The organism is Caballeronia ptereochthonis (genome assembly GCF_001545075.1).
GTDB classification, from domain to species: domain Bacteria; phylum Pseudomonadota; class Gammaproteobacteria; order Burkholderiales; family Burkholderiaceae; genus Caballeronia; species Caballeronia ptereochthonis.
Genome location: NZ_FCOB02000001.1, coordinates 351,232 through 374,856 on the forward strand (window position 1 = coordinate 351,232; position 23,625 = coordinate 374,856).

Here is a 23,625-nt window from a genome sequence, read left to right on the forward strand (position 1 = left end):
TAAGCGATTCCGGCTGCCGGTCATCACGCCGGCTGGCTCACCAAACAAAAAGGGAAGCTTGGCTTCCCCTTTGACTGGAGCGGGAGACGAGTCTCGAACTCGCGACCTCAACCTTGGCAAGGTTGCGCTCTACCAACTGAGCTACTCCCGCAATATCCTGCAACGCTGCTACTGCTTGCTTTCGATGTGCGCTCGCTGAATCAGCGCTGGGGACATCGAAAACTTCCGAATCTGGAGCGGGAGACGAGTCTCGAACTCGCGACCTCAACCTTGGCAAGGTTGCGCTCTACCAACTGAGCTACTCCCGCAATATCCTGCAACGCTGCTACTGCTTGCTTTCGATGTGCGCTCGCTGAATCAGCGCTGGGGACATCGAAAACTTCCGAATCTGGAGCGGGAGACGAGTCTCGAACTCGCGACCTCAACCTTGGCAAGGTTGCGCTCTACCAACTGAGCTACTCCCGCATTTGCTGCTGCGTTCTTCTGCTGCTGCGCTTGTTGCGCCGCGCCGTGCATCAGAGAAACGAGATTATGTAGAAGCTAAAGAGACCTGTCAACTGTTTTGTGAGAGGATTTTTCCGGTTCAACGCAATTTTTCGCGATGGGCCCGCTCGTGCTCCGTTCCTCGCCCCGCGTGCCGTTCGACCGCTCAAAGCATGCCGCCGCGCTCGCGAATCTGCGGCCACGCGAGCTTCATGTAGTAGAGCATCGACCAGACGGTGAGGAACGCCGCAACATCGATGAGCCACAAGCCCCAGACGCGCGTGTCGATCACCCATTGCGTGCCGAAGATCTTCAGCGGGCCATAGAACAACAGCATCGGAATGGCGACCATCTGGCACACGGTCTTGAACTTCCCGAGCTGATTCACCGCGACGCTCTTCGATGCGCCGATCTGCGCCATCCACTCGCGCAGCGCCGAAATCGTGATCTCGCGCCCGACGATCACGAGCGCGATCACCGCATTCAGCCGCCCCAGCTGCACGAGCACGAGCAGCGCGGCGGTGACCATCAGCTTGTCGGCGACGGGATCGAGGAACGCCCCGAACGAGGAGGTCTGATTGAGCTTGCGCGCGAGAAAGCCGTCGAACCAGTCGGTGAGCGCGGCAAGCACGAAGATGATCATGCCGAGCAGGTTGCGATGCTCCGGGCTCAGCATCATGTCCGGCAGATAGAACACGCCCACCACGAGCGGAATCAGCACGATTCGCAGCCACGTCAGGAAGATCGGTAGATTGAACGGCATGGGCGATCAACGAGTGAGGGACATGTAAGGGAGCCGCCATTGTGCCGCGTCGACCCGGCGCTCACAAGGCGGCGGCCCGACGCGGCGCGCCGCGTGGCGGGCTTTCCCGGCTCAATCTCAATGCAACTGACGATAAATCTGCTGCGCAAGCGCAAGCGATATACCCTCGACGCTCGCCAGATCCTCGACGCTCGCCGCCTGCACGCCGCGCAAGCCGCCGAAGCGCGAGAGCAGACGCTGACGCCGTTTCGCGCCGACGCCTTCCAGCTCCTCCAGCCGCGACGTCTGGCGCGCCTTCGCCCGCTTCGCGCGCATGCCGGTGATGGCGAAGCGATGCGCCTCGTCGCGAATCTGCGCGACGAGCATCAGCGCCGCGCTTTCCTTGCCGAGCTCGAGCGCCGGCCGCCCGTCGGCGAAGACGAGCGTTTCGAGCCCGACCTTGCGCCCTTCCCCCTTCGCGACGCCCACCAGCATGCCGTGATCGAGCCCGAGCTCGGAGAATACTTGCCGCGCGACCTCGACCTGCCCCTTGCCGCCGTCGATCAGCACGATGTTTGGCAGCGTGCCGCCCGCGGCCACGGGTTCGGCGGCATCGGGCGTGACGTTGGGGTCGGCGGCATCGTCGGGCTGCAGGGTCGTGGCTTCGTCGTTCGCGTTCGCCGCGGCCTGCTCCACCATCTTCTCGTAGCGGCGCGTGAGCACCTGCCGCATCGCCGCGTAGTCGTCGCCGGGCGTGATGCCGGTGATGTTGTAGCGCCGGTATTCGCCCGACTGCATCTTGTGATGGTGATACACGACGCACGACGCCTGCGTCGCCTCGCCCATCGTATGGCTGATGTCGAAGCATTCGATGCGCAGCTGCGCGAGGTCGTCCATCTCCATGCCGAGGGTTTCCGCGAGCGAGCGCGTGCGCGCCTGCTGCGAGCCCTGCTCCGACAGCAGCCGCGCGAGCGCGAGCTTCGCGTTCTGCTCGGCCATAGAGAGCCACACGCGCTTCTGGCCTTGCGGCTGGCGCAGCAGCGTGACCTTGTGCCCGGCCTGCTCGATCAGCAGATCGACGAGCTGGCGGCTCGACGGCGCATGACTCACGACGAGCACCGGCGGCACGCGATTGCCGATGTAATGCTGCGCCATGAATGCCTCGAGCACTTCGGATTCGAGCACACCCTCGCGGGATCCCGGCTCGGCCTCCGGTTCGGCTTGCCCGGGCTCGATGTTCGTCTGCGCGGCAGACCCGACCGCACGCGCGTCCTGCTCCGCCGCCTGCACGATTGCCTCGACCTCCGCCGGCGGCACGGCGGCGGCGTCCGCCTGCGCGTCTTCGACATCGGCGACTTCGGGCAGATCGTCTTCATCCCCGAGCGCCATCGCGCTTTCTACGTGCGCCGGGAAATAAGCCTTGTCGCCGAGATGCCGTCCGCCGCGCACCATCGCGAGGTTCACGCACACCTTGCCGCCGAGCGCGACGACCGCGAGGATATCCACATCGCTCTCGCCGCCGACTTCGATCGCCTGCTGATGCAGCACAGTCGAGAGCGAACTCATCTGATTGCGCACTGCCGCGGCCTGCTCGAACTTCAGCTCGGCGGCGAACGCGTGCATCTTCTGCTCCAGATCCTTCATCACTTCGCCCTGACGGCCGAGCAGGAAGCGCGACGCGTTCGACACGTCGCGCGCGTAATCCTCCTCGCTGATGAGGCCCGTGCATGGCGCCGTGCAGCGGCCGATCTGATGCAGGAGACACGGCCGCGTGCGGTTGTTGAACACCGAGTCCTCGCAGGTGCGCAGTTGGAACACGCGCTGCAGGATCTGGATGCTTTCGCGCACCGCCCATGCGCTCGGGAATGGGCCGAAGTACTGGTTCTTCTTGTCGACCGCGCCGCGGTAATACGCCATGCGCGGGAACTTGTGACCCGTCAGCTTCAGATACGGATACGACTTGTCGTCACGAAAGAGAATGTTGTAGCGCGGGGTGAGCGCCTTGATCAGATTGTTTTCGAGCAGCAGCGCTTCGGCCTCCGAGCGCGTGACGGTGGTCTCGATCTTGCGGATGCGCGTGACCATCATCGCGATGCGCGGCGAATGCAGCGTCTTCGTGAAGTAGCTCGATACGCGTTTCTTCAGATTGCGCGCCTTGCCGACGTAGAGCACGTTGCCGTCGCCGTCGTAGTAGCGGTACACGCCGGGCAGATGCGGCAGTTGCGCGAGCGTCTTTTTCGGGTCGAAATCCGCGGAATCTGGATCTTGAGCGGGTTCGTGTGCGGCGGAATCAGTCATGCAGCGAAGGTCGCGAGGTGTCTCGGGTGTGCGCGGCAGGCGCGGCGCCAGGCGTTCGTGGGGATGCGCGCGCGGGCGCCAAAGCCGCGGACGGTATCTTAGAATCGCCAGTTTAGAACATTACGCCGCGCGCCAACCTCCCCATGTCCACGCATCCCGCCGCCCCGGAACTCGCCTGCGACATCTTCTGCGCGGTCATCGACAACTTCGGCGACATCGGCGTCTGCTGGCGCCTCGCGCGGCAGCTGCGCGCCGAGCACGGCTGGCGCGTGCGCCTTCTCGTCGACGATCTGAAGGTATTTCACGCGCTCTGTCCCGAGATCGACGCGACGCTTGCGCGGCAGGAGGCGATGGGCGTCGTGATCGAGCACTGGCGCGAACCCGCGCACGCGGGCGATACGCTGGAGCTCGCGGACGTCGTGATCGAAGCGTTCGCCTGCGAGCTGCCGCATGCGTACATCGCCGCGATGGCGCGCCGCGATCCCCAACCCGTGTGGATCAATCTCGAGTATCTGAGCGGCGAGGACTGGGTCGCCGATTTTCACATGCGGCCGTCGCCGCACCCGCGCTATCCGCTCGACAAGAGCTTCTTCTTTCCGGGGCTCGGCGCGGGCACCGGCGGCGTGCTGAAGGAGCGCGATCTCGACGCGCGCCGCGAGCGCTTCGACGCGGCGTCGTGGTGGCGCGAGCGCGTCGGCGTCGAGCGGCCGGACGACGGGCAAACGGTCGTGTCGCTCTTCGCCTACGAAAACCCTGCCGTCGACGCCCTGCTCAGGCAATGGCGCGACGGCGACGCGCCGGTCGTGCTGCTCGTTCCGGAAGGACGCATCTCGGGCGCGCTCGCGCGCTTCTTCGGCTCGCCGACGTTCGCGGCCGGCATGTCGGCGCGCGTGGGCGCCTTGCAAGCCCACGCGCTCGGCTTCGTCGAGCAGCCGCGTTTCGACGAGTTGCTATGGGCCGCCGACATCAATTTCGTGCGCGGCGAAGATTCCTTCGTGCGCGCTCAATGGGCGAGGAAGCCCTTCGTCTGGCACATCTATCCCCAGGCCGACGATGCCCACGTGCCTAAACTCAACGCCGCGCTCGCGCATTACACGCGCGAACTCTCGCCGTCCGCGCGCGAGGCAATCACGCGCTTCTGGCATGCATGGAACGGCGCGGGCGTGCCGGACTGGGCGGATTTCTGGCGCCACCGGACCGCGCTGCAAGCGCGTGCGGCGCGCTGGGCCGAAGAACTGGCCAGCATCGGCGATCTGGCGGGCAACCTCGCCGCGCACGTCGCCGCGCGCATCGCCCGTCGATGATTCGCCGGCGCCGACCGACTGGCCAAATAAGCAAAAACTCAGCTAAAATAAGCGGTTATCCGAGGAGGTAGGTCGCGGCGGAATCCGGCGCGCCGCAAATTCGCCAGAAGGCAGATCCCCTCGTTAGCAAGAACTCTCGCATGGCGGGCGGCACTGGAAATCGAGGCAGCGCCCGCCGTCCGATCGATTCAATTCCAGGCATTCAAGCCAAATCCATTCGTACAGGACCCAGTTTTATGAAGACCGCACAAGAACTCCGCGTCGGCAACGTCGTCATGATCGGCAACGATGCCATGGTCGTGCAGCGCGCCGAGTACAACAAATCGGGCCGCAACGCCGCGGTCGTCAAGATGAAGTTCAAGAACCTGCTGACGAACGCCGGCATGGAAACCGTGTACAAGGCGGACGACAAGTTCGACGTCGTCGTGCTCGATCGCAAGGAAGTGACCTACTCGTACTTCGCCGACCCGATGTACGTCTTCATGGACGCCGACTACAACCAGTACGAAGTCGAGGCCGAAATGATGGGCGACGCGCTCCACTACCTCGAAGACGGCATGGCTTGCGAAGTCGTGTTCTACAACGAGAAGGCCATCTCGGTCGAACTGCCGACCACGCTGGTCCGCGAGATCGTCTACACGGAACCGGCCGTCAAGGGCGACACGTCGTCGGGCAAGGTGCTGAAGAGCGCCAAGCTGAACACGGGCTTCGAGCTGCAAGTGCCGCTTTTCTGCAACATCGGCGACAAGATCGAAATCGACACCCGCACGAACGAATACCGCAGCCGCGCGTAAGCCTAACGCCGGCTGACCGGAGGCCGCGCGGACGGGGTGACCCACCCCGCGCACTCCAGAGAAAAGCGCCCCTCGCGGGCGCTTTTTCTTTTGCATGAATTTTTTGACAAATTCAGGCAAACTTTACCGGTCGCACCCTGTTTAATCGAGATGCCGATCGGACGAGAGACCGGCGCATGCCGCGCTTGGACCATTTACATCGGAAAAATTAACTGCGTGGCACGGTTTCTGCTCGGTTAAACGAATAAGGATTTCCAGAACCGATATGCCTAAGCCGCCTTACATCGAAAGCCGGTTATTGATCGTCGCGGCGCTCGCGTTGCCCGCATTCGCGTTCACCGCCGGCTGCAAGTCGACGGGGGCCACATCGGCGCCCCCGGCCAGTGAGGTGGCGGGTGACGACGCTGCGCTCGCCGCTCGCGTGAAGGCCGCGCTCGTCGCGGACCCAGGGCTGAAATCCTTGCCGATGAGCGTCGCGACATATCGCGGCGTCGTGCAGTTATCGGGATATGCGGATTCGGAGGTACAGATTCAGAAGGCGCTCGCCGTGACGCGCGGCGTGCCGGGCGTGCAATCCGTCAGCAATGATCTGCACCTCAGGCCGCAGTGAGGCGTTACCGGCAACAGATGACGAACGAGTAACGCAGGACGAAAAACCGCAGCGGGTCGCGCGCCAGGCGCCGGATCGAGAGGCCGTTTCCCACTCACGACACGCCCGAGTTCCATGCCACGCCAATCAGGTTCCGCATGCGGCGACGGCGCATTACAGTCCACTTTGATACGTTGGTCCGCCATGCCACACGCACTAATTGTCGAAGACGATCCCAATAGCCTTTCCGGCCTGTCCGCGATCCTGACGGCAGACGGTTTCTCCGTCGACACCGCGACGACGCTCGCCGAAGCCCGCTCCGCGCTGACGCGTTTCATTCCCGATGTCGTGCTGATCGACCTGAATCTGCCGGACGGCAGCGGGCTCGACCTCCTACCGAGCTTACCCTCGCAACCGCCCGATGGCGCGTTGCCCGTCATCGTGATGACCGGCAACGCGACGGTCGAGAGCGCGATCGAGGGCTTGCGGCACGGCATCTGGGACTATCTGCTGAAACCGGTCAACATTCCGCGCCTGCGCAGCCTGCTTGCACGCATTCCGCGTCCATACGAGCTGACCGAAGAGGTCCAGGCGCTGCGCGCGACGCTGCGCGAACTCGGCCACTTCGGCGACATGATCGGCCGCAGCCCGGCGATGCAGCATGTCTACGATCTCATCGAGCACACCGCGCCGACCGAAGCCGCCGTGCTGATCTGCGGCGAGCCCGGCACGGGCAAGAAGATCGCGGCGCGCACGATCCATCAGCTGAGCCGCCGGCGCAAGGGGCCGTTCGTCACCTTCGATTGCTCCGCCCAGCACAACGCCGGCAACGGCTCCCAGCGCTCGATGGAAAGCGTTCTCTTCGGCCACGAGCGCAACGCATTCGCGGGCGCGGAGAATCGCGAACCGGGCCTGCTCGAACAGGCGGGCGGCGGCACGCTCTTCCTCGACCAGATCGATTCGCTGCCGGCCGCGCAGCAGGAGGCGCTCCTGCGCGCGCTCGATTCGCAGACCTTCATGCGCGTCGGCGGCAGCAACCGCATCATGACGGACTTCCGCCTGATCGCCGCCTCGCGCACGCCGATGCGCGAAGCGGTCGCGAGCGGCGCGATGCGCGAGGACCTGTTCCAGCGGCTCTCGGCTTCGTCGATCATGTTGCCGCCGCTGCGCGAGCGCGATGACGACATCGCATTGATCGCGGAAACGCTCGTCGACGAACTGAATCGCGAGAATCACATCGCCGGGATCACGAGCGGATCGCCCAAGCGCATCAGTCCGGCGTTCATCCGCGAGTGCTTCGCGACCGAGTGGCCGGGCAACGTGCGCGAGATGCGCGAGCGCGTGCGGCGTGCGTATCACGCCTCGGGCGAGACCATCGAGACGCTTCGCGTGGACGAGCCGGGCGGGCTGGGCGGCCGCGGCCTGAACGGCAGCAGCGTGCAGGTGACGGTCGGCACCGCGCTCGCGGACGTCGAGGACATGCTGATCCGCGCGACGCTCGAAGCGGTCGGCGGCACGCGGCATCGTGCGGCGACCTTGCTCGGCATCAGCCCGAAGACGCTTTACAACAAGCTGCAGCGGATGAAGCTCGAATCGTCCTGATACGCCGCTTCACGCAAAGCAAGAAACGCCACGACATCGTGGCGTTTCTTGCTTTGGAGATCGCGAATCAGCCGAGCATCTCCCTGATCAGCGCGCGCGCCGCCTGATAGTCGGCATGAGCCTGCAGCTTGCTCCAGCGCAGCGCCTTGCCGCGCGGACGCATCTGCCTGATGCGCTGCCAGGACGCCTTCGGCGGCGTGTAGCGCAACTGCTCCAGCACCTTGCCCGCCTCTTCCGGCTGATTGCAGATCAGCACCATGTCGCAGCCCGCCGCGAGCGCGGCCGTGGCCGCTTCGGTGAGCGTGCCGCCGGCGCGGGCCGCTTCCATCGAGAGATCGTCGCTGAAGATCGCGCCGTTGAAGCCGAGCTTGCCGCGCAGGATGTCCTGCAGCCAGATGCGCGAGAAACCCGCGGGCTTGTCGTCCACCTGCGTATAGATGACGTGCGCCGGAATCACCGATGCGAGCGACATGCCGAGCCAGTCGTACGGACGCACGTCGGCGGCGAGGATTTCGTCGAGCGGGCGATCGTCGGTCGGCAGCGCGACGTGCGAATCGGCCTCCGCGAAGCCGTGACCCGGAAAGTGCTTGCCGCAGTTCGCCATGCCCGCGAGCGCGAGACCATGATTCAGGCTTTTCGCGAGCATCGTCACGACGCGCGGATCGCCGTGCAGCGCCCGATCGCCGATCACTTTCGACTGTCCGTAGTTGAGATCGAGCACCGGCGTGAAGCTCATGTCGATGCCGCACGCGCGCAGCTCGGCCGCGAGCACGTAGCCGAACGCGGTCGCCGTCTTGGTCGCGGCGAGCACGTCGCGATCCCACAGCGCGCCGAGCTTGCCCGGCGCGGGCAGCACCGTGAAGCCGTCGGTGCGAAAGCGCTGCACGCGGCCGCCTTCGTGATCGACGGCGATCAGGATGTCGTCGCGCACCGCGCGGATCGCATCGGTCAGCGCGACGAGTTGCGCGCGGTCCTGAAAATGCCGCGCGAAAAGAATGATGCCACCCGTCATCGGATGCGCGATGCGCTCGATATCCGCGTCGTTCAGCGTCGTGCCGGCGACGTCGAGCATGACGGGGCCAGGAGTGCGTTTCATCGGATTCAATTGGCTTGTTGTCTTGGTTGGATTGAACTCAAGGTTGATCAGGCACTTCCGCGATCACGAACGACACCGCGTAATCGCGCTCGTCGCTAACTGTGACTTTCGCGGTGATGCCGCGTTGCGCGAGCCATTCGGCCAGCTCGCCGGACGCCGCGATAACCGGCTTGCCGCTCGGCTCGTTGAGCGTCTGCAGCGCGCGCCAGGTCATCGGCCAGCGCATGCCGAGGCCGATCGCTTTCGAGAACGCTTCCTTGGCGGAGAAGCGCGTCGCGAGAAACGCGAGGCCGCGCACTTCCGAACGCGCGCGCCGCGCGTGATAGATGCGCAGCTCGTCCGGCCCGAGCACCTTTTCGGCGAAGCGCCCCTTGGTGCGCTCCATCACCGCCGCGACGCGGCTCACCTGCACGACATCCGTGCCGATTCCGTAGATCGCCATGACGCGAACGTTCAGCGCGCGTTGTTTGCAGCGAGGCGGGAGGCGACCATGATCGCCTTCATCTCGCGCACCGCGTTGTCCCAGCCCGCGAAGATCGAATGCGCGACGATCGCGTGCCCGATGTTCAATTCGACGATGCCGGGCAAAGCGGCGATCGCCTGCACGTTCGTGTAGTGGAGGCCGTGGCCTGCGTTGACTTTCAGCCCGAGCGAGTTGCCGAAATCGACGCCCGCCGCGACGCGCTCGAACTCGCGCTGCTGCCCGGCTTCGTCATGCGCTTCGGCGTAGCGGCCCGTATGCAGTTCGATGGCGGGCGCGCCTGCTTCCTGCGCCGCGCGGATCTGCGTCTCGTCCGGATCGATGAAGAGCGACACGCGCACGCCCGCATCGGCGAACTGCCTGCACGCGGCCTTCACCGCTTCGAACTGTCCGGCGACGTCGAGCCCGCCTTCGGTCGTCAGTTCCTCGCGCTTCTCCGGCACGAGGCAGACATCCTGCGGCTGGATCTCGCACGCGATATCGAGCATCTCGCGCGTCACCGCGCATTCGAGATTCATGCGCGTCTTGAGGAGCGGACGCAGCGTGCGCACGTCGGCATCGACGATATGGCGGCGATCCTCGCGCAGATGCAGCGTGATGGCGTCGGCGCCCGCGTCCTCGGCGGCGAGCGCCGCGCGGATCGGATCGGGATAGGACGTGCCGCGCGCATTGCGCAGCGTGGCGACGTGATCGATGTTCACGCCGAGATCGATCACATTTGCCGGCGATGAGAGAAAGAAGCTCATAGTTTTTGCAGGTCGATCAGTATCTGACGGGTGGCGAGCGGCGTGCCGCCCAGGTAGTGGTTCAGCAGGAAGCGCATCAGCGTCTTGCTCTGCGCGGCCGTCTGCGGGCTGGCGTAGTCGTCGCGCTCCATGTCGATGAGCGTCTGGCCCGCGATCACCGGCCATTGCGGGGGAAGCTCGTCGGACGCTTCGCGCACGCCGCGATCCGGGTCGAAGACATAACGGCCTTCGGGCACGACCGGCTGGCGCGTGACGGTGCGCATGAGGTTCATCGCGTAGCCGGTCTCGCGCAGCAGCACGCGCTCGAACGAGCGCAGCACCTGGACGGCGGGCTCGTCGTGCGCGAGGCGCGAAAGCGTGAGGACGTAGTGGTTGAAGAGCGCCGGATGCGCGTCCTCGCGCGCGCAGAACTTCACGAGCAGCTCGTTGACGTAGAAGCCGCAAAGCAGCGCGTCGCCCGCAAGCGGAAGCATGCCGCCGACCCATTCGGCGGTCGTCAGCGTGCGGACCTCGCCCTTGCCGGACCACGACAGCCCCAGCGGCTGAAACGTCTGCAACACGCCGCGCAACGCGGAATGCGGCCGCTTGGCGCCCTTCGCGACCAGCGCGACGCGGCCGTAGTCGCGCGAGAACACATCGATGATGAGACTCGTCTCGCGATACGGATAGCTGTGCAGCACGAAGCCTGGCTGCTCGGAAATACGGAAGTCGGAGCGCGGCGCGGCGCGCGGCCGCTTCTCCGCGCCATCGGCGGTGGACGACGCCGCCGCACGCCCGCGCTTGCTCGCGACGCGCGCCGCAGGACGTTCGCTCGCGTCGAAGTCGTCGTCAGGACGATCGTCGGCGGGAGGCATCATCCACGCGTCGTTCGTGCCGTCGTCCATGGGTCCGATTCCAGCGTCATTCGTAGCCGTATGCGCGCAGTCCCGCTTCGTTGTCGGCCCAGCCGCTCTTCACCTTGACGAAAACTTCGAGGTACACGGGACCGTCGAACAGCTTCTCCATGTCGAGGCGCGCCTCCGTGCTGATCTGCTTCAGCTTCGCGCCCTTCTGGCCGATGATCATCGCCTTGTGGCCGTCGCGGTCGACGAGGATCGTCGCGAAGATGCGGCGCAGGCGCCCTTCGGTCTCGAACTTGTCGATCAGCACCGTGCTCGTGTACGGCAGTTCGTCGCCGGTCCAGCGGAACACCTTTTCGCGCAGGATCTCCGCCGCGAGGAAGCGCTCGCTGCGGTCGGTCAGGTCGTCCTCGCCGTAGATCGGCTCGCCTTCCGGCAGATACGGCTTCAGGACCGACAGCAGGCGCTTGATGTCGTCCGGGTTCTTGGCCGACAGCGGCACGATCTCGCGGAAATCACGCAGCGCGGCCATCTGCTGCATGAACGGGAACAGCGAGTCCTTGTCGCCGACGCGGTCGAGCTTGTTGGCGATCAGCAGCGTCGGCGTGCCGATCGGGATCAGGTCGAGCACTTTCTGGTCGTCGGGGCCGAAGCGGCCGGCTTCGATGACGAACAGAATCGCGTCGACGGAAGTCAGCGTCGACGTCACCGCGCGGTTCAGCGAGCGGTTGAGCGCGCCGCTGTGGCGCGTCTGGAAGCCCGGGGTATCGACGAAGATGTACTGGGCGTCGTCGGTCGTGTTGATGCCGGTGATGCGGTGGCGTGTCGTCTGCGCCTTGCGCGACGTGATGCTCACCTTCTGGCCGACGAGCGCGTTCATCAGCGTGGACTTGCCGACGTTCGGGCGGCCTACGATCGCGACCATGCCGCAGCGGAAACCGGAAGAAGTAGGAGCGTTCATAGATGTGTGCGGCGAGATTTCGTTGGGGCGCGATTGCGCGGGGTGCGCGGCGGCGCGCGTCAGTGACCGGCGTCGGCGGCGCGCACGGCGCGGCCCGCGGGCTCGTCCGGGCTCGCGGCGCTGCGTGCTTCCGAGCCGGGCGCGGGATCGTCGTCGTGAGCGCCGGAAGGCGGCGTCGTTTCCGCGGCGGCGGCGTTTGCACGCTCCGAAGCCTGCGCCGATTCGGTTTTCGCCGCTTTCTCGGGCTTGTGAATCACATGACGCTCCGGCTTTTCGGCTGCCGCGTACGCGCCCGCCGACGGCTCGACGTGCGTCGCGCGAATCACGGCGAGCGGCGTGGCGGCCGGGCGCTCATCGGCGTTGTGCTGCGCCCCTTGCGATCCGTGATGACGCTCGCGCCTCTCGGGCGAGCGCAGATCCAGCGCCGCCTGAATGCCGGTGACGCCGGGCACGACTTCGAGCTCGGCGTGCTTCGCGGCGCGCGCGCCCTTGCGCTTGGGCTTCACGCCGAGCGTAGGCGCGGCGGCCATGACCTCGTCGAGCGCCTTCTTCGCCGCGGCTTGTTCGGCGGCACGACGGCTTGCGCCGGAACCCGACACCTTCACGTCGAGCTTGGGCACCGTGCATTCGACTTCGAATTGCTGATTGTGCGCGGCGCCGTGCGTGGCGACGACCGTGTAGGTCGGCAACGCGATCTTGTGGCCTTGCAGATATTCCTGAAGCAGCGTCTTGGCGTCCTTGCCGATGGTGCGCGGATCGATGTGATCCAGCACCGGCGTGTAAAGCCGCTTGATGACGGTGAACGCGGCGTCGAAACCGCCGTCGAGGAAGATGGCCCCGAAAATGGCTTCGAGCGTGTCTGCGAGAATCGACGGACGGCGAAAGCCGCCGCTGCGCAACTCGCCTTCCCCGAGGCGCAAGCCTTCGGACACGTTGAGCGCCTGCGCGATCTCGTAAAGCGACTGCTGCTTGACCAGATTCGCGCGCACGCGCGACAGGTCGCCTTCGTCGAGTTTGCTAAATCGTTGGAACAAAAGCGCCGCCACCACGCAATTTAGAACGGAATCGCCGAGAAATTCGAGCCGTTCATTGTGCGTGGCGCTGTGACTGCGGTGGGTCATCGCCTGGCGCAGCAATTCCGCATTGCGAAATTCGTACCGCAGCCGGCTTTCCAACGGAGAAGAGGGCATGGAGAGAGTATAACGCGGGCGCGCGGGCGGACGATTCCGCCCGCCGTCGCCGGAAAGCGCGTGGCGAGACGGTGTTAGCCGCGCTTCTTCACGCCGTTTCGAAGCTTGTTTTAATGATCACGAACGTCGGCTGTCGTCGTGAGACAGGCCGGCGTTTTCGGTTCGTCACTCGAACGAGCCGATGCGCTTCAGATTGCTGAAGTTCATCCAGATGAAGAACGCGCGACCGACGATGTTCTTGTCCGGCACGAAGCCCCAATAGCGGCTGTCGGCGCTGTTGTCGCGGTTGTCGCCCATCATGAAGTAGTTGCCCGGCGGCACCTTGCAGATGACGCCCTGCGCGTTGTAGTTGCAGTTGTCGCGGAACGGGAAATCGTCCGCGCCGACGACGAACGGCGGCACCTGCGGATTGTTGAGGATGTTGTTCTTGCGGCCGTCGAGGTCTTCGGTGAACTGCTTCGCGTAACCGATGCGCTCGTCGTCGAAATAATCGGGCAGCGGCGTTTCGGGCACGGGCTTGCCGTTGATCGTGAGCTTCTTGTCCTCGTATGCGACGGTGTCGCCCGGCAGGCCGATCACGCGCTTGATGTAGTCGACCGATTCGTCCTTCGGATAGCGGAACACGACCACGTCACCGCGCTGCAACGGACGGCCTTCCGTGAGCTTGGTGTTGGTGATCGGCAGACGCAGGCCGTAGTCGTACTTGTTCACGAGGATGAAGTCGCCGACGAGCAGCGTCGGGACCATCGAGCCGGACGGAATCTTGAACGGCTCGATGATGAACGAGCGCACCACGAACACCGCGAGAATCACCGGAAAAAAGCTCGCCGTGTATTCGAGCCACCAGGGCTGGCGCAGTTTGTCGTCGCGCAGGCGGGCGCGCGTCTGTGCGGCGTTTTCGTCGGCGAAACGCTCACCCACGCGCTCCTGCTGTCGGTCGAACTCGGCCACCGCGGCTTCCGCGGTGCGGCGCCGTTGCGGCAGAAACACCAGCTTGTCGAGCACCCACGCAATACCCGTCAGAACGACGAGAATCAAAAGAATCAGTGCGAAATTCATCAATCGCTTCCGGTTGTTATCGTTGTTTGCCTTGCGGCGACGTCGACGTGTGGAACGACGAGCACGTCATTCGTCCACACGCAGGATCGCCAGGAAAGCCTCTTGCGGGATCTCGACCGAGCCGACCTGCTTCATGCGTTTCTTGCCGGCCTTCTGCTTTTCGAGCAGCTTCTTCTTGCGCGTGATGTCGCCGCCGTAGCACTTCGCAAGCACGTTCTTGCGCAGCGCCTTGATGTTCTCGCGCGCGATGATGTTCGAGCCGATGGTCGCCTGAATCGCCACGTCGTACATCTGGCGCGGAATCAGCTCGCGCATCTTCGACGCCACTTCGCGGCCGCGGTGCTGGCTCTGCGAACGGTGCACGATGACGGACAGCGCATCGACCTTGTCGCCGTTGATGAGCATGTCTACTTTCACCACGTCGGCCGCGCGATACTCCTTGAACTCGTAGTCCATCGACGCATAGCCGCGCGAGGTGGACTTCAGGCGATCGAAGAAGTCGAGCACGATCTCCGCCATCGGGATTTCGTAGGTCAGCTGCACCTGGCGGCCGTGATACTGCATGTTGATCTGCTGGCCGCGCTTGTTCGTGCACAGCGTGATGACCGAGCCGACATATTCCTGCGGCATGTACAGGTTCACGGTGACGATCGGCTCGCGCACTTCCTCGATCTTCGACGGCTCCGGCATCTTCGCCGGGTTCTCCACCGAGATGGTCGTGCCGTCGCGCTGCTCGACTTCGTAGATCACCGTCGGCGCGGTGGTGATGAGGTCCATGTCGAATTCGCGCTCGAGCCGTTCCTGCACGATTTCCATGTGCAGAAGGCCGAGGAAGCCGCAACGGAAACCGAAGCCCAGCGCCTGCGAGACTTCCGGCTCGTATTGCAGCGAAGCGTCGTTGAGCTTCAGCTTTTCGAGCGATTCGCGCAACGCGTCGTACTGGTTCGCTTCAACCGGATACAGACCCGCGAACACCTGCGGCTTGACTTCCTTGAAGCCCGGCAGCGGTTCGGCCGCGGGACGGTTCGCGATGGTGACGGTGTCGCCCACCTTCGCCGCCGTCAGTTCCTTGATGCCCGCGATCACGAAGCCCACCTGCCCCGCGGACAGTTGCGAGAGATTCGTCGACTTGGGCGCGAACACGCCGAGATGCTCGACCGGATATTGCGCGCCGGTCGCCATCATCTTGATCTTGTCCTTCGGACGCAGCGTGCCGTTGACGATGCGCACCAGCATCACGACGCCGACGTAATTGTCGAACCACGAATCGATGATGAGCGCCTGTAGCGGCGCTTCGGTATCGCCCTTGGGCGGCGGCACTTTCGCGATCAGCGATTCGAGCACGTCCTCGACGCCAAGACCGGTCTTCGCGCTGCAATGCACGGCGTCGGTCGCGTCGATGCCGATCACGTCCTCGATTTCGGCGATCGCGTTCTCGGGATTCGCCGCCGGCAAGTCGATCTTGTTCAGCACCGGCACGACTTCGACGCCCAGCTCGATGGCCGTGTAGCAGTTCGCGACGGTCTGCGCCTCGACGCCCTGGCTCGCGTCGACGACGAGCAGCGCGCCCTCGCATGCGGAGAGCGAGCGGCTGACTTCATAGGAGAAGTCGACGTGCCCGGGCGTATCGATCAGGTTCAGGTTGTAGACCTTGCCGTCGCGCGCCTTGTAGGTGAGCGCCGCGGTCTGCGCCTTGATCGTGATGCCGCGCTCGCGCTCCAGGTCCATCGAATCGAGCACCTGCGCTTCCATCTCACGATCGGACAGGCCGCCGCACAACTGGATGATGCGGTCGGCAAGCGTGGACTTGCCGTGGTCGATGTGCGCAATGATCGAAAAGTTACGAATATGATTCATTCAGTGCCGATCAAGCGAAAAAGGCGCGCCCTCACCAACGCGGAGCACGCCTTGAAAATTTGGGGGAAAACTTCTGCATTTTAGCCGAAAACGGGTTCGCCCCGGCGGTTTTGCCTTTTGGGGCGATGCGCTGCGCGGGAATCACGGCGCGGCGATCGGCCGGCGCGACTGCAGCGCGGCGTGGACAGCGGCCGCGTCGAGCCGGTACTGGCACAACTCGACGCCATCGAGCACGAGCACCGGCACGCGCTCGTCGTAGCGCGCTTCCAGCAGCGGATCTTCGTCGATGTCGATCCACTCGATCGCCACGCCGTGCCGGGCGGCGATCGGTTCCAGCTCGGCCCGCATGTCCTCGCACAGATGACACCAGGCGCGCCCGTACAGGATGAACGGCGCGCCCTCTGCCGGCGTCATCGCGGCCTTATTTCTGTGCCGGCACGCGCGGGCGCAGCGGCACGAATTGGGTGTTGTCGCCGCGGCGCACGAGAATCGCGATCATCTTGCTGGCGTCGAGATTCTGCGCGACCGCTTCGAACTGCTTCGCGCTCGTGATGTCGGTGTCCCCGACGCGCAGGATGATGTCGCCCTTCTGGAAGCCCGCGCGCGCCGCCGGGCCTTCGACCGCGTCCACCTGCACGCCGCCGTTCAGCTTCAGCGCCTTCTTCTGATCAGCCGGGATGTCGCTCACCGCGACGCCGAGCGAATTGCTCGCGCGCTCCTTCGGCTGCGGCGCCTTGCGCTGCTCCGTCTTCGCGACCTTGTCCGGCTGCATCTCGGCGACGGTGATCGGCAGATCGCGCGTCTGACCCTTGCGCCAGATCGTGATCGCGACCTTCGTGCCGGGCTTCGTATCGCCGACCATGCGCGGCAGGTCGGTCGCCGTCTCGACGTTCTGGCCGTTGAACTTCAGGATGATGTCGCCCGGCTGCACGCCCGCCTTGTCCGCCGGACCGCCCGACTCGACGCTCGAGACGAGCGCGCCTTGCGCCTTCGGAAGCCCGAGCGAATCCGCGACGTCCTTCGTCACCTCGCCGATCGCCACCGCGATGCGCCCGCGCACCACCTTGCCCGAAGTCTTCAGCTGATCGGCCACGCGCATCGCTTCGTCGATCGGAATCGCGAACGAAATGCCCATGAATCCGCCCGTGCGGCTGTAGATCTGCGAGTTGATGCCGATGACCTCGCCCGCCATGTTGATGAGCGGGCCGCCCGAATTGCCCGGGTTCACCGCGACATCGGTCTGGATGAACGGCAGGTAATCGCCCGTATCGCGTCCCTTCGCGCTGACGATGCCCGCGGTCACGGTGTTGTCGAGGCCGAACGGCGAGCCGATCGCGAGCACCCATTCGCCCACGCGCACCTTGTTCGAATCGCCGATGGTAATCGCCGGAAGATTCGTCGCGCTGATCTTCACCACCGCGACGTCCGTGCGCTCGTCGACGCCGACGAGCCGCGCCTTGAATTCGCGCTTGTCGGTGAGCGTGACGTAGATGGTGTCCGCGTCATCGACGACGTGGGCGTTGGTCATCACGTAGCCGTCGGTCGACAGGATGAAGCCCGAGCCGACGCCGCTGCTCTGCTCCGAATTGTCCTGGTTGTCGTCCGGCGCGTTGCGGCTGCCGCCCTTGCCTTGATCGCCGCCGCCGTTGTTGCCGCCACCTCCGCCGCCTCCGCCACCGCGCGGAGGCTGGCCGGGCATCGGAATGCCGAAGAAGCGGCGGAAGAATTCGGACATGTCGCCGTCGTCGAGGCCGGGCGGCAAGCCGCGCAGATCGCTGCTGGAACCGACTCGCGAGGTCGTGCGAATGTTCACGACCGAGGGCCCCACCTTGTCGACGAGCGTCGTGAAGTCCGGCAGGTTCACCGTAGGCACCGCCGCCGCAGTTTGCGAGACGAACGGCAGGCACACGGCGAGCGCCGCGGCCGCGATGAACTTGCGCAGCGAGAAGTTGCTCATATGTTTGAGGCCGGGAACGGAATTACTTGGAAGGCTTGTATTCTATGGTAGAAGCAAATTGCTGCAATGTGGCTTGCGGCACTTCGCCCAGCAAGGTAATCCAGAAATCCCCGCGCCGCTTCACCAGTACGTGCGTGGCGCCGCTGTTGCCCGCGCCTTCCTTGCGCGTATTCTTTTCCACCGGCTCGACGAACACCGAAATCGTCGCCAGACCATCCGAAAACACCGCCTGATCGACCGGAATCGGCGGCTGACCTTGCTGGCTCGACGCCATCGGACGGCGCAGCTCGCGAATCTTGCGGAAGCCCGCGATGTTCGGCGTCAGCTGCCAGCCCTGCGCTTCCATGTCCACCGGCTGCACGGGCGGGCGCACGATGGTCCAGCCCGACGTGCTGCGGATGCCGCTCGCGATCGGCGCCTTGTCGATCGGCCCGCCGATGCGCACCTGCGAGAACGAAAGCTGTTCGAGCACCTGGCCGTCGGGGTCGAGCGTCTGCGCGCGCAGCAACAGGCCGGTCTTGGCGTCGGCCCACAGCTTGTAGGCGAATCGATAGGAATCTTTGGGGTCCAGCTCCAGTACCTGGCTATCCAGGCCCGCGACGCGATCGCTGCCCAGAAGCTTGGGCTCGTAGACGGAAAGCACCTGATCGCCGCTCGTCGCGAGGAGCGCGGGGAACGAGTCGCGGTTCTGCCGATGCTCGACGACCAGCAGATGCCGCTCGGGGACGAACGTGAACATGTCGTCGTCGTGGCGCAGCATCTTGCGCGGCGCGCCGTCGAGACTTTCCAGGGATTCGTATTCGCCGTCGCCTCGCGTGGCGACATGCGTGATGCGCGAGGACTGAACCGTCGCACCGCGCTGATAGACGAAGGTGCCTTCGTAATTCTGCTGCTGGGCCGCCTCGTGGATGCGGTTGAGCAGGCTGGCGGCTGATTTGCGCGCAGCGGCGGGATCGTCTCCCTGGGCAAAACTGCCCGACGCCGCCGTCAACAACGCGGCTGCGCAGAGTATCAACGCCGGCAGCCGCCCCCAATGATTCGTTTTATTCAACCGCACACTCGGTATCAAATTATTGACCTTGCGATGTAACCGCCGCCCGGATCAAAGGCATGGAACCGGGCATCGCAGGCTGTTGGGAGAACTGCTGATGCGCCTCGAGGTACTGGTCGAGATCGGCGTCGCGGATGATGTTCGCCTCCACGATCGGCGCCCGCGTGGTCACCGCCGGCACCGACGCCATCGCCACGCGCTGCATCGAATCGGCCGGCGCGACGCTCGCCACCTGAGCGCCGGTGTGGTTGTCCACGCCTTGCAGCTGCGGCACCACGATCCAGGTCAGCGTCGCGGCCGCCGCGGCCACCGCGAAAGCCGGCATGACCCGACGGCGCAGTATCCCGCCACGCGCCTTCGTTGCCGTTGCGGGAAGCGCCGCCGGCGCGAGCACGTGCGCTTCGGCCTCGAAACGCTCGGAGAATACGGCCATGAACGCGCTGCTGCGCGCCGGGCTGACCGCGAGATCGTCAGAGCGCAGGGCGTCTCCGATCAAGTGATAGTCGGACCACGCCGCGCGTTCGTGGCCGCTCAGTTCCGCGAGAAACTGGCTGATGCTGCCAATCTCGTCGAGCGACTCACCATCGACGAACGCCGACATGCGCTCGCCGCGCGGACCCGCTTGTGTCTGATTCTGCATCGAGACCGACCCCATGATGCTCCCCATCTCTTTGACCACACCCCGTAGTGACACCACCTAACCCAGATATCGCGCCCTTGTCCCGTGGATGAACGCCGCCTACCAGCGCTTGCCTTCGGGAGTGTCCAACAACGGACGCAATTTTGCCGCAATGGCTTCGCGAGCACGGAAAATTCTCGATCTGACGGTGCCGATGGGGCAATCCATCATTTCGGCGATTTCCTCGTAGCTCAGTCCTTCAATTTCCCGGAGCGTGATGGCGGTGCGCAGCTCCTCGGGCAGCAGCGCCATCGCAGCATTGACCGTCTGAGCGATCTGCTTGCTCATCAACATCGACTCGGGCGTGTTGATATCCCTTAGTTGGTCCGCGTCGGAGAAAGTTTCCGCTTCTTCCGCATCCGCCTCGGTAGAAGTGGGAGCGCGGCGGCCCTGCGTCGCAAGGTAGTTCTTTGCGGTGTTGACGGCAATCCGGTAGAGCCAGGTATAGAACGCCGATTCGCCCCGGAATTGCGGCAGCGCACGGTAAGCTTTGATGAAGGCGTCCTGGGCGACGTCCTCGACCTCGGCAGGGTCGCGCACGAGGCGCGAGATCAGTCGAATGATCTTGCGGTGGTATTTGGCGACCAGCAGTTCGAACGCGGCCTTGTCACCCTTCTGGACACGCTCGACCAGCAATTGGTCGATTTCTTTTTCGCTCACCTGGGAAATCCGTTTAACTTGGGGGTGTTGCGCGGAGGGCTATTGTAGCGTTACCGCCTGTAAGGCAACTGGAGCGCTCATGAGCCGTTACAGTCGTTACAGGTGGGAAGCGGCCGAGCGACGGGCCTGAACGGCGAGCTGGCGGAAGGTGTCGGCATCGACGGAATCGGCCGGGACGAGCAGCGTTTCGCGCCGTCCGCGCGCGCAGACGAGCGTCAGCGCGAGCAGCCGGCCGCTCCAGTGCGCGCATCCCGCGATACGCGTGCGCCGCACGTCGCCGCCGCGGCTCCAGAGCGTGAGACCGTCCGGATGCAGGCTGATGGCCGCTGGCCGGGCCCGCAGCCACCGGTGCGACGCAAGCCCGAGCGCCGCCACCGTCACCGCGCATGCCACTGCCGCGTGCCCGACCTGCTCCGTGTGAGCGAAGGCGCACTGGAACACCGACGCGCCCGCCACGCTCGCAAACCCGAGCATCGCGCCCCGCAAGAAACGCGACGGCCGCATCGCGACGCCCGGCGTCGAGCCGGTTTCCCGATGCGGCCGATCCACGCGCGCGCCCGCCATGTCGATTCCGTGCTGACGAGCGCGCCGTGCTCAGTGGCGCTTGAAGACGAGCGAGCCGTTCGTGCCGCCGAAGCCGAACGAATTCTTCACCGCCACGTCGATCTTCATTTCCCGCGCCGTGTTCGCGCAGTAATCCAGGTCGCACTGCGGGTCCTGGTTGAAGATGTTGATGGTCGGCGGCGAGATCTGGTTGTGAATGGCCAGCACCGTGAACACCGACTCCAGGCCGCCCGCGCCGCCCAGCAGGTGGCCGGTCATCGACTTGGTGGAGTTCACGACGACGTTCTTCGCCTGGTCGCCGAGCGCGCGCTTGATGCCGATCGTCTCCGCGATGTCGCCGAGCGGCGTGGACGTGCCGTGCGCGTTCACGTAATTCACCTGGTCGGCATTGACCTGCGCGTTCTTCATGGCGTTGACCATCGCACGGCGGCCGCCGTCGCCGTCCTCGGGCGGTGCGGTCATGTGGAAGGCGTCGCCGCTCATGCCGTAGCCGAGCACTTCCGCGTAGATCTTCGCGCCGCGCTTCTTCGCGTGCTCATATTCCTCGAGCACCATCACGCCCGCGCCTTCGCCGAGCACGAAGCCGTCGCGATCGGTGTCCCACGGACGGCTCGCCGTCGCGGGATCGTCGTTACGCTGCGACAGCGCGCGCGCCGCCGCGAAGCCGCCGATGCCGAGCGGAGAAACCGTCGCTTCCGCGCCGCCGGCGACCATCACGTCCGCATCGCCGTATTCGATCAGGCGCGACCCCTCGCCGATGCAATGCAGGCCGGTTGTGCAAGCCGTGACCATCGACAGATTCGGCCCCTTGAGACCGAAGCGGATCGACAGATGGCCGGAGATCATGTTGATGATCGACGCCGGCACGAAGAACGGAGAAATGCGGCGCGGACCGCGGTTCAGCAGTTCGGTCTGGGTGATTTCGATCATCGGCAGGCCGCCGATGCCCGAGCCGACCACGACGCCCACGCGCTCCGCGTTCTCCTCGGTGATTTCGAGGCCGCTGTCCTGCATCGCCTGGACGCCCGCGGCAAAGCCGTAATGGATGAAGGTATCCATATGACGCGCTTCCTTGGCGGGCATATACGCCTCGATGTCGAAGCCCTTCACCTCGCCCGCGAAACGCGTGGAGAAGTTCGCGGCGTCGAACTTGGTGATATTGGCGATGCCCGACTTGCCCGCGACCAGATTGGCCCAGCCGTCGGCAACAGTATTGCCGACAGGCGAAACGAGCCCCAGGCCTGTAACAACAACTCGACGACGGCTCACGGTAACCCCTTATCCATAGAATGACGAAAAACAAAAGCCACAGCGGCCACAGGAAACCGCCCTGTGTGCCCTGTGGCTGTGATATCGGTCAACAGCGCGGTCTGTACAGCGACGCCCCTTCAAGCGACGCCCCTTCAATTTTGGGAGCGATGAGTCGCTGACGCGTCCGGCCTCAGGCCTTGACGTTCGCGCGAGCGTAATCGATCGCTTGCTGAACCGTGGTGATCTTTTCGGCCTCTTCATCGGGAATTTCCATGCCGAATTCGTCTTCGAGCGCCATCACGAGTTCTACGGTATCGAGCGAGTCAGCGCCCAGATCGTTCACGAACGACGCTTCGTTCTTGATTTCGGCTTCCGCCACGCCCAGTTGTTCGGCGACGATCTTCTTCACGCGCTGTTCGATGTTGTCCATGCAGCCCTCCGAGGGGAAAAAAGTTCAAATATACGAGTGCGCGCATTTTATCAGGTTTGGACCCGCAAAATACGGCGCGTCAGTTCCATGCTCCACCGTCCGGTGCGCTTCATCAAGAGCGCTGCCGGGGCTTCGCGATGATTCCTTGCCGCCGCGCGGAATCGGTGCGCACGATGCCGTGTTGAGCATTTTGCGCGCCCGTCCGGCGCGGATATTAAGCGAAAATCGGCGAAATGCCTATTACATGTACATGCCGCCGTTCACGTGCAGCGTCGTGCCGGTGATATAGCCGGCGAACGGCGATGCAAGGAAGGCCACAGCATGCGCGATATCGTCGGGGCTGCCCAGTCGGCCAAGTGGTATCTGCGCGGTGAGCGCGGTGCGCTGCTCTTCGGGCAGCACCTTGGTCATGTCCGTGTCGATGAAGCCCGGCGCGATGCAGTTCACTGTGATGCCGCGGCTGCCGATCTCGCGCGCGAGCGCGCGCGTCATGCCCGCGACGCCCGCTTTCGCCGCCGCGTAGTTCGCCTGGCCGGGATTGCCCGAGCTGCCGACCACCGACGTGATGTTGATGATGCGCCCGCCGCGCGCCTTCATCATCGGGCGCAGGACGGCGCGCGACAGGCGGAATACCGCGCGCAGATTCGTGTCGATGACGGCGTCGAACTCGTCGTCCTTCATGCGCATCGCGAGCTGGTCCTTCGTGATGCCCGCGTTGTTCACGAGAATGTTCAGGCCGCCGAATTCCTTCACGGTCGATTCGATGAACGCGTCGGCCGCCGCCGCGTCGTTCACGTTCAGTACCGCGCCACGGCCCTTCGCGCCCGCTTGCTGAAGCGCTTCCGTGATGCCGGCCGCGCCGCTTTCGCTCGTCGCCGTACCGATGACGGTTGCGCCCTGCTTCGCGAGTTCGAGCGCGATCGCCCGACCAATGCCGCGCGACGCGCCCGTGACGATTGCTACTTGGTTGTCCAGATTCATTTTGCTTGTCC

General features: G+C 64.7%; 23 protein-coding genes and 3 tRNA genes. 4 read left to right on the top strand and 22 right to left on the bottom strand.

The window, feature by feature from the left end; genetic code table 11:
- Positions 1-75 precede the first annotated feature (75 nt).
- The 5 genes from AWB83_RS01615 to uvrC form a co-directional block, all read right to left on the bottom strand.
- Positions 76-151: transfer RNA gene (locus tag AWB83_RS01615), tRNA-Gly, on the bottom strand.
- 81 nt (positions 152-232) lie between these two features.
- Positions 233-308, bottom strand: a tRNA-Gly gene (locus AWB83_RS01620).
- An 81-nt stretch (positions 309-389) separates the two neighbouring features.
- A tRNA-Gly gene (locus AWB83_RS01625) sits at positions 390-465 on the bottom strand.
- A 184-nt stretch (positions 466-649) separates the two neighbouring features.
- Positions 650-1,246: a CDP-diacylglycerol--glycerol-3-phosphate 3-phosphatidyltransferase gene (gene pgsA, locus AWB83_RS01630; protein WP_087042494.1), complete on the bottom strand. Its 597-nt coding sequence runs from the start codon at positions 1,244-1,246 to the stop codon at positions 650-652.
- 117 nt (positions 1,247-1,363) lie between these two features.
- The gene (gene uvrC, locus AWB83_RS01635) at positions 1,364-3,523 is read right to left on the bottom strand and encodes an excinuclease ABC subunit UvrC (RefSeq protein ID WP_087042495.1); all 2,160 of its coding nucleotides are present in this window, start codon (positions 3,521-3,523) and stop codon (positions 1,364-1,366) included.
- Between the two features lie 143 nt (positions 3,524-3,666).
- Between uvrC and earP the strand changes: the two genes are divergently transcribed.
- The 4 genes from earP (at position 3,667) to AWB83_RS01655 (ending at position 7,812) form a co-directional block, all read left to right on the top strand.
- The gene (gene earP, locus AWB83_RS01640; protein WP_087042496.1) at positions 3,667-4,827 is read left to right on the top strand and encodes an elongation factor P maturation arginine rhamnosyltransferase EarP; all 1,161 of its coding nucleotides are present in this window, start codon (positions 3,667-3,669) and stop codon (positions 4,825-4,827) included.
- Positions 4,828-5,063: 236 nt separating this feature from the next.
- On the top strand, positions 5,064-5,621 hold the full coding sequence (gene efp, locus AWB83_RS01645; protein ID WP_087042497.1) for an elongation factor P: 558 nt from the start codon (positions 5,064-5,066) through the stop codon (positions 5,619-5,621).
- Positions 5,622-5,886: 265 nt separating this feature from the next.
- Positions 5,887-6,231, top strand: a complete 345-nt coding sequence (locus AWB83_RS01650; RefSeq protein ID WP_087042498.1) for a BON domain-containing protein — start codon at positions 5,887-5,889, stop codon at positions 6,229-6,231.
- Between the two features lie 183 nt (positions 6,232-6,414).
- Entirely contained in the window at positions 6,415-7,812 is a 1,398-nt protein-coding gene (locus tag AWB83_RS01655) for a sigma-54-dependent transcriptional regulator (RefSeq protein ID WP_087042499.1), read from the top strand.
- 67 nt (positions 7,813-7,879) lie between these two features.
- On the opposite strand, the gene nagZ is transcribed toward AWB83_RS01655, so the two are convergent.
- The 17 genes from nagZ to fabG all read right to left on the bottom strand — a co-directional run bounded on the left by nagZ (position 7,880) and on the right by fabG (position 23,614).
- Positions 7,880-8,908, bottom strand: coding sequence for a beta-N-acetylhexosaminidase (nagZ, locus tag AWB83_RS01660; protein WP_087042500.1), 1,029 nt, complete (start codon positions 8,906-8,908; stop codon positions 7,880-7,882).
- Positions 8,909-8,945: 37 nt separating this feature from the next.
- The gene (gene acpS, locus AWB83_RS01665) at positions 8,946-9,350 is read right to left on the bottom strand and encodes a holo-ACP synthase (RefSeq protein ID WP_087042501.1); all 405 of its coding nucleotides are present in this window, start codon (positions 9,348-9,350) and stop codon (positions 8,946-8,948) included.
- Between the two features lie 11 nt (positions 9,351-9,361).
- The gene (gene pdxJ / locus AWB83_RS01670) at positions 9,362-10,135 is read right to left on the bottom strand and encodes a pyridoxine 5'-phosphate synthase (RefSeq protein WP_087042502.1); all 774 of its coding nucleotides are present in this window, start codon (positions 10,133-10,135) and stop codon (positions 9,362-9,364) included.
- The gene (gene recO, locus AWB83_RS01675) at positions 10,132-11,019 is read right to left on the bottom strand and encodes a DNA repair protein RecO (RefSeq protein ID WP_087042503.1); all 888 of its coding nucleotides are present in this window, start codon (positions 11,017-11,019) and stop codon (positions 10,132-10,134) included. Before recO ends, pdxJ begins: the two co-directional genes overlap by 4 nt.
- 16 nt (positions 11,020-11,035) lie before the next feature.
- Positions 11,036-11,935 carry a GTPase Era gene (gene era, locus AWB83_RS01680; protein ID WP_087042504.1) on the bottom strand — a complete coding sequence of 300 codons (900 nt, stop codon included), beginning with the start codon at positions 11,933-11,935 and terminating at the stop codon, positions 11,036-11,038.
- A gap of 59 nt (positions 11,936-11,994) precedes the next feature.
- On the bottom strand, positions 11,995-13,125 hold the full coding sequence (rnc, locus tag AWB83_RS01685) for a ribonuclease III (RefSeq protein WP_087042505.1): 1,131 nt from the start codon (positions 13,123-13,125) through the stop codon (positions 11,995-11,997).
- A 165-nt stretch (positions 13,126-13,290) separates the two neighbouring features.
- Entirely contained in the window at positions 13,291-14,184 is an 894-nt protein-coding gene (gene lepB, locus AWB83_RS01690; protein ID WP_087042506.1) for a signal peptidase I, read from the bottom strand.
- 66 nt (positions 14,185-14,250) lie between these two features.
- Entirely contained in the window at positions 14,251-16,041 is a 1,791-nt protein-coding gene (gene lepA, locus AWB83_RS01695) for a translation elongation factor 4 (protein WP_087042507.1), read from the bottom strand.
- Positions 16,042-16,182: 141 nt separating this feature from the next.
- A complete protein-coding gene (locus AWB83_RS01700) occupies positions 16,183-16,455 on the bottom strand; it encodes a glutaredoxin family protein (RefSeq protein WP_087042508.1) in 273 nt (90 codons plus the stop codon).
- A 7-nt stretch (positions 16,456-16,462) separates the two neighbouring features.
- Positions 16,463-17,998 carry a DegQ family serine endoprotease gene (locus tag AWB83_RS01705; RefSeq protein ID WP_087042509.1) on the bottom strand — a complete coding sequence of 512 codons (1,536 nt, stop codon included), beginning with the start codon at positions 17,996-17,998 and terminating at the stop codon, positions 16,463-16,465.
- Between the two features lie 22 nt (positions 17,999-18,020).
- Entirely contained in the window at positions 18,021-19,064 is a 1,044-nt protein-coding gene (locus AWB83_RS01710; protein ID WP_087042573.1) for a MucB/RseB family sigma factor regulatory protein, read from the bottom strand.
- Positions 19,065-19,068: 4 nt separating this feature from the next.
- Complete coding sequence (locus tag AWB83_RS01715) at positions 19,069-19,704, bottom strand: sigma-E factor negative regulatory protein (protein ID WP_087042510.1); 636 nt, start codon at positions 19,702-19,704, stop codon at positions 19,069-19,071.
- A gap of 84 nt (positions 19,705-19,788) precedes the next feature.
- Positions 19,789-20,388, bottom strand: a complete 600-nt coding sequence (gene rpoE, locus AWB83_RS01720) for an RNA polymerase sigma factor RpoE (protein WP_008342103.1) — start codon at positions 20,386-20,388, stop codon at positions 19,789-19,791.
- Positions 20,389-20,484: 96 nt separating this feature from the next.
- Positions 20,485-20,952 (bottom strand): protein YgfX, encoded by a 468-nt coding sequence (locus AWB83_RS01725; RefSeq protein ID WP_087042511.1) that lies wholly within the window; start codon positions 20,950-20,952, stop codon positions 20,485-20,487.
- Between the two features lie 30 nt (positions 20,953-20,982).
- Positions 20,983-22,221: a beta-ketoacyl-ACP synthase II gene (gene fabF / locus AWB83_RS01730; RefSeq protein ID WP_087042512.1), complete on the bottom strand. Its 1,239-nt coding sequence runs from the start codon at positions 22,219-22,221 to the stop codon at positions 20,983-20,985.
- A gap of 172 nt (positions 22,222-22,393) precedes the next feature.
- On the bottom strand, positions 22,394-22,633 hold the full coding sequence (gene acpP, locus AWB83_RS01735; RefSeq protein WP_004197638.1) for an acyl carrier protein: 240 nt from the start codon (positions 22,631-22,633) through the stop codon (positions 22,394-22,396).
- Positions 22,634-22,873: 240 nt separating this feature from the next.
- Positions 22,874-23,614, bottom strand: coding sequence for a 3-oxoacyl-ACP reductase FabG (gene fabG / locus AWB83_RS01740; RefSeq protein WP_087042513.1), 741 nt, complete (start codon positions 23,612-23,614; stop codon positions 22,874-22,876).
- Positions 23,615-23,625 lie beyond the last annotated feature (11 nt).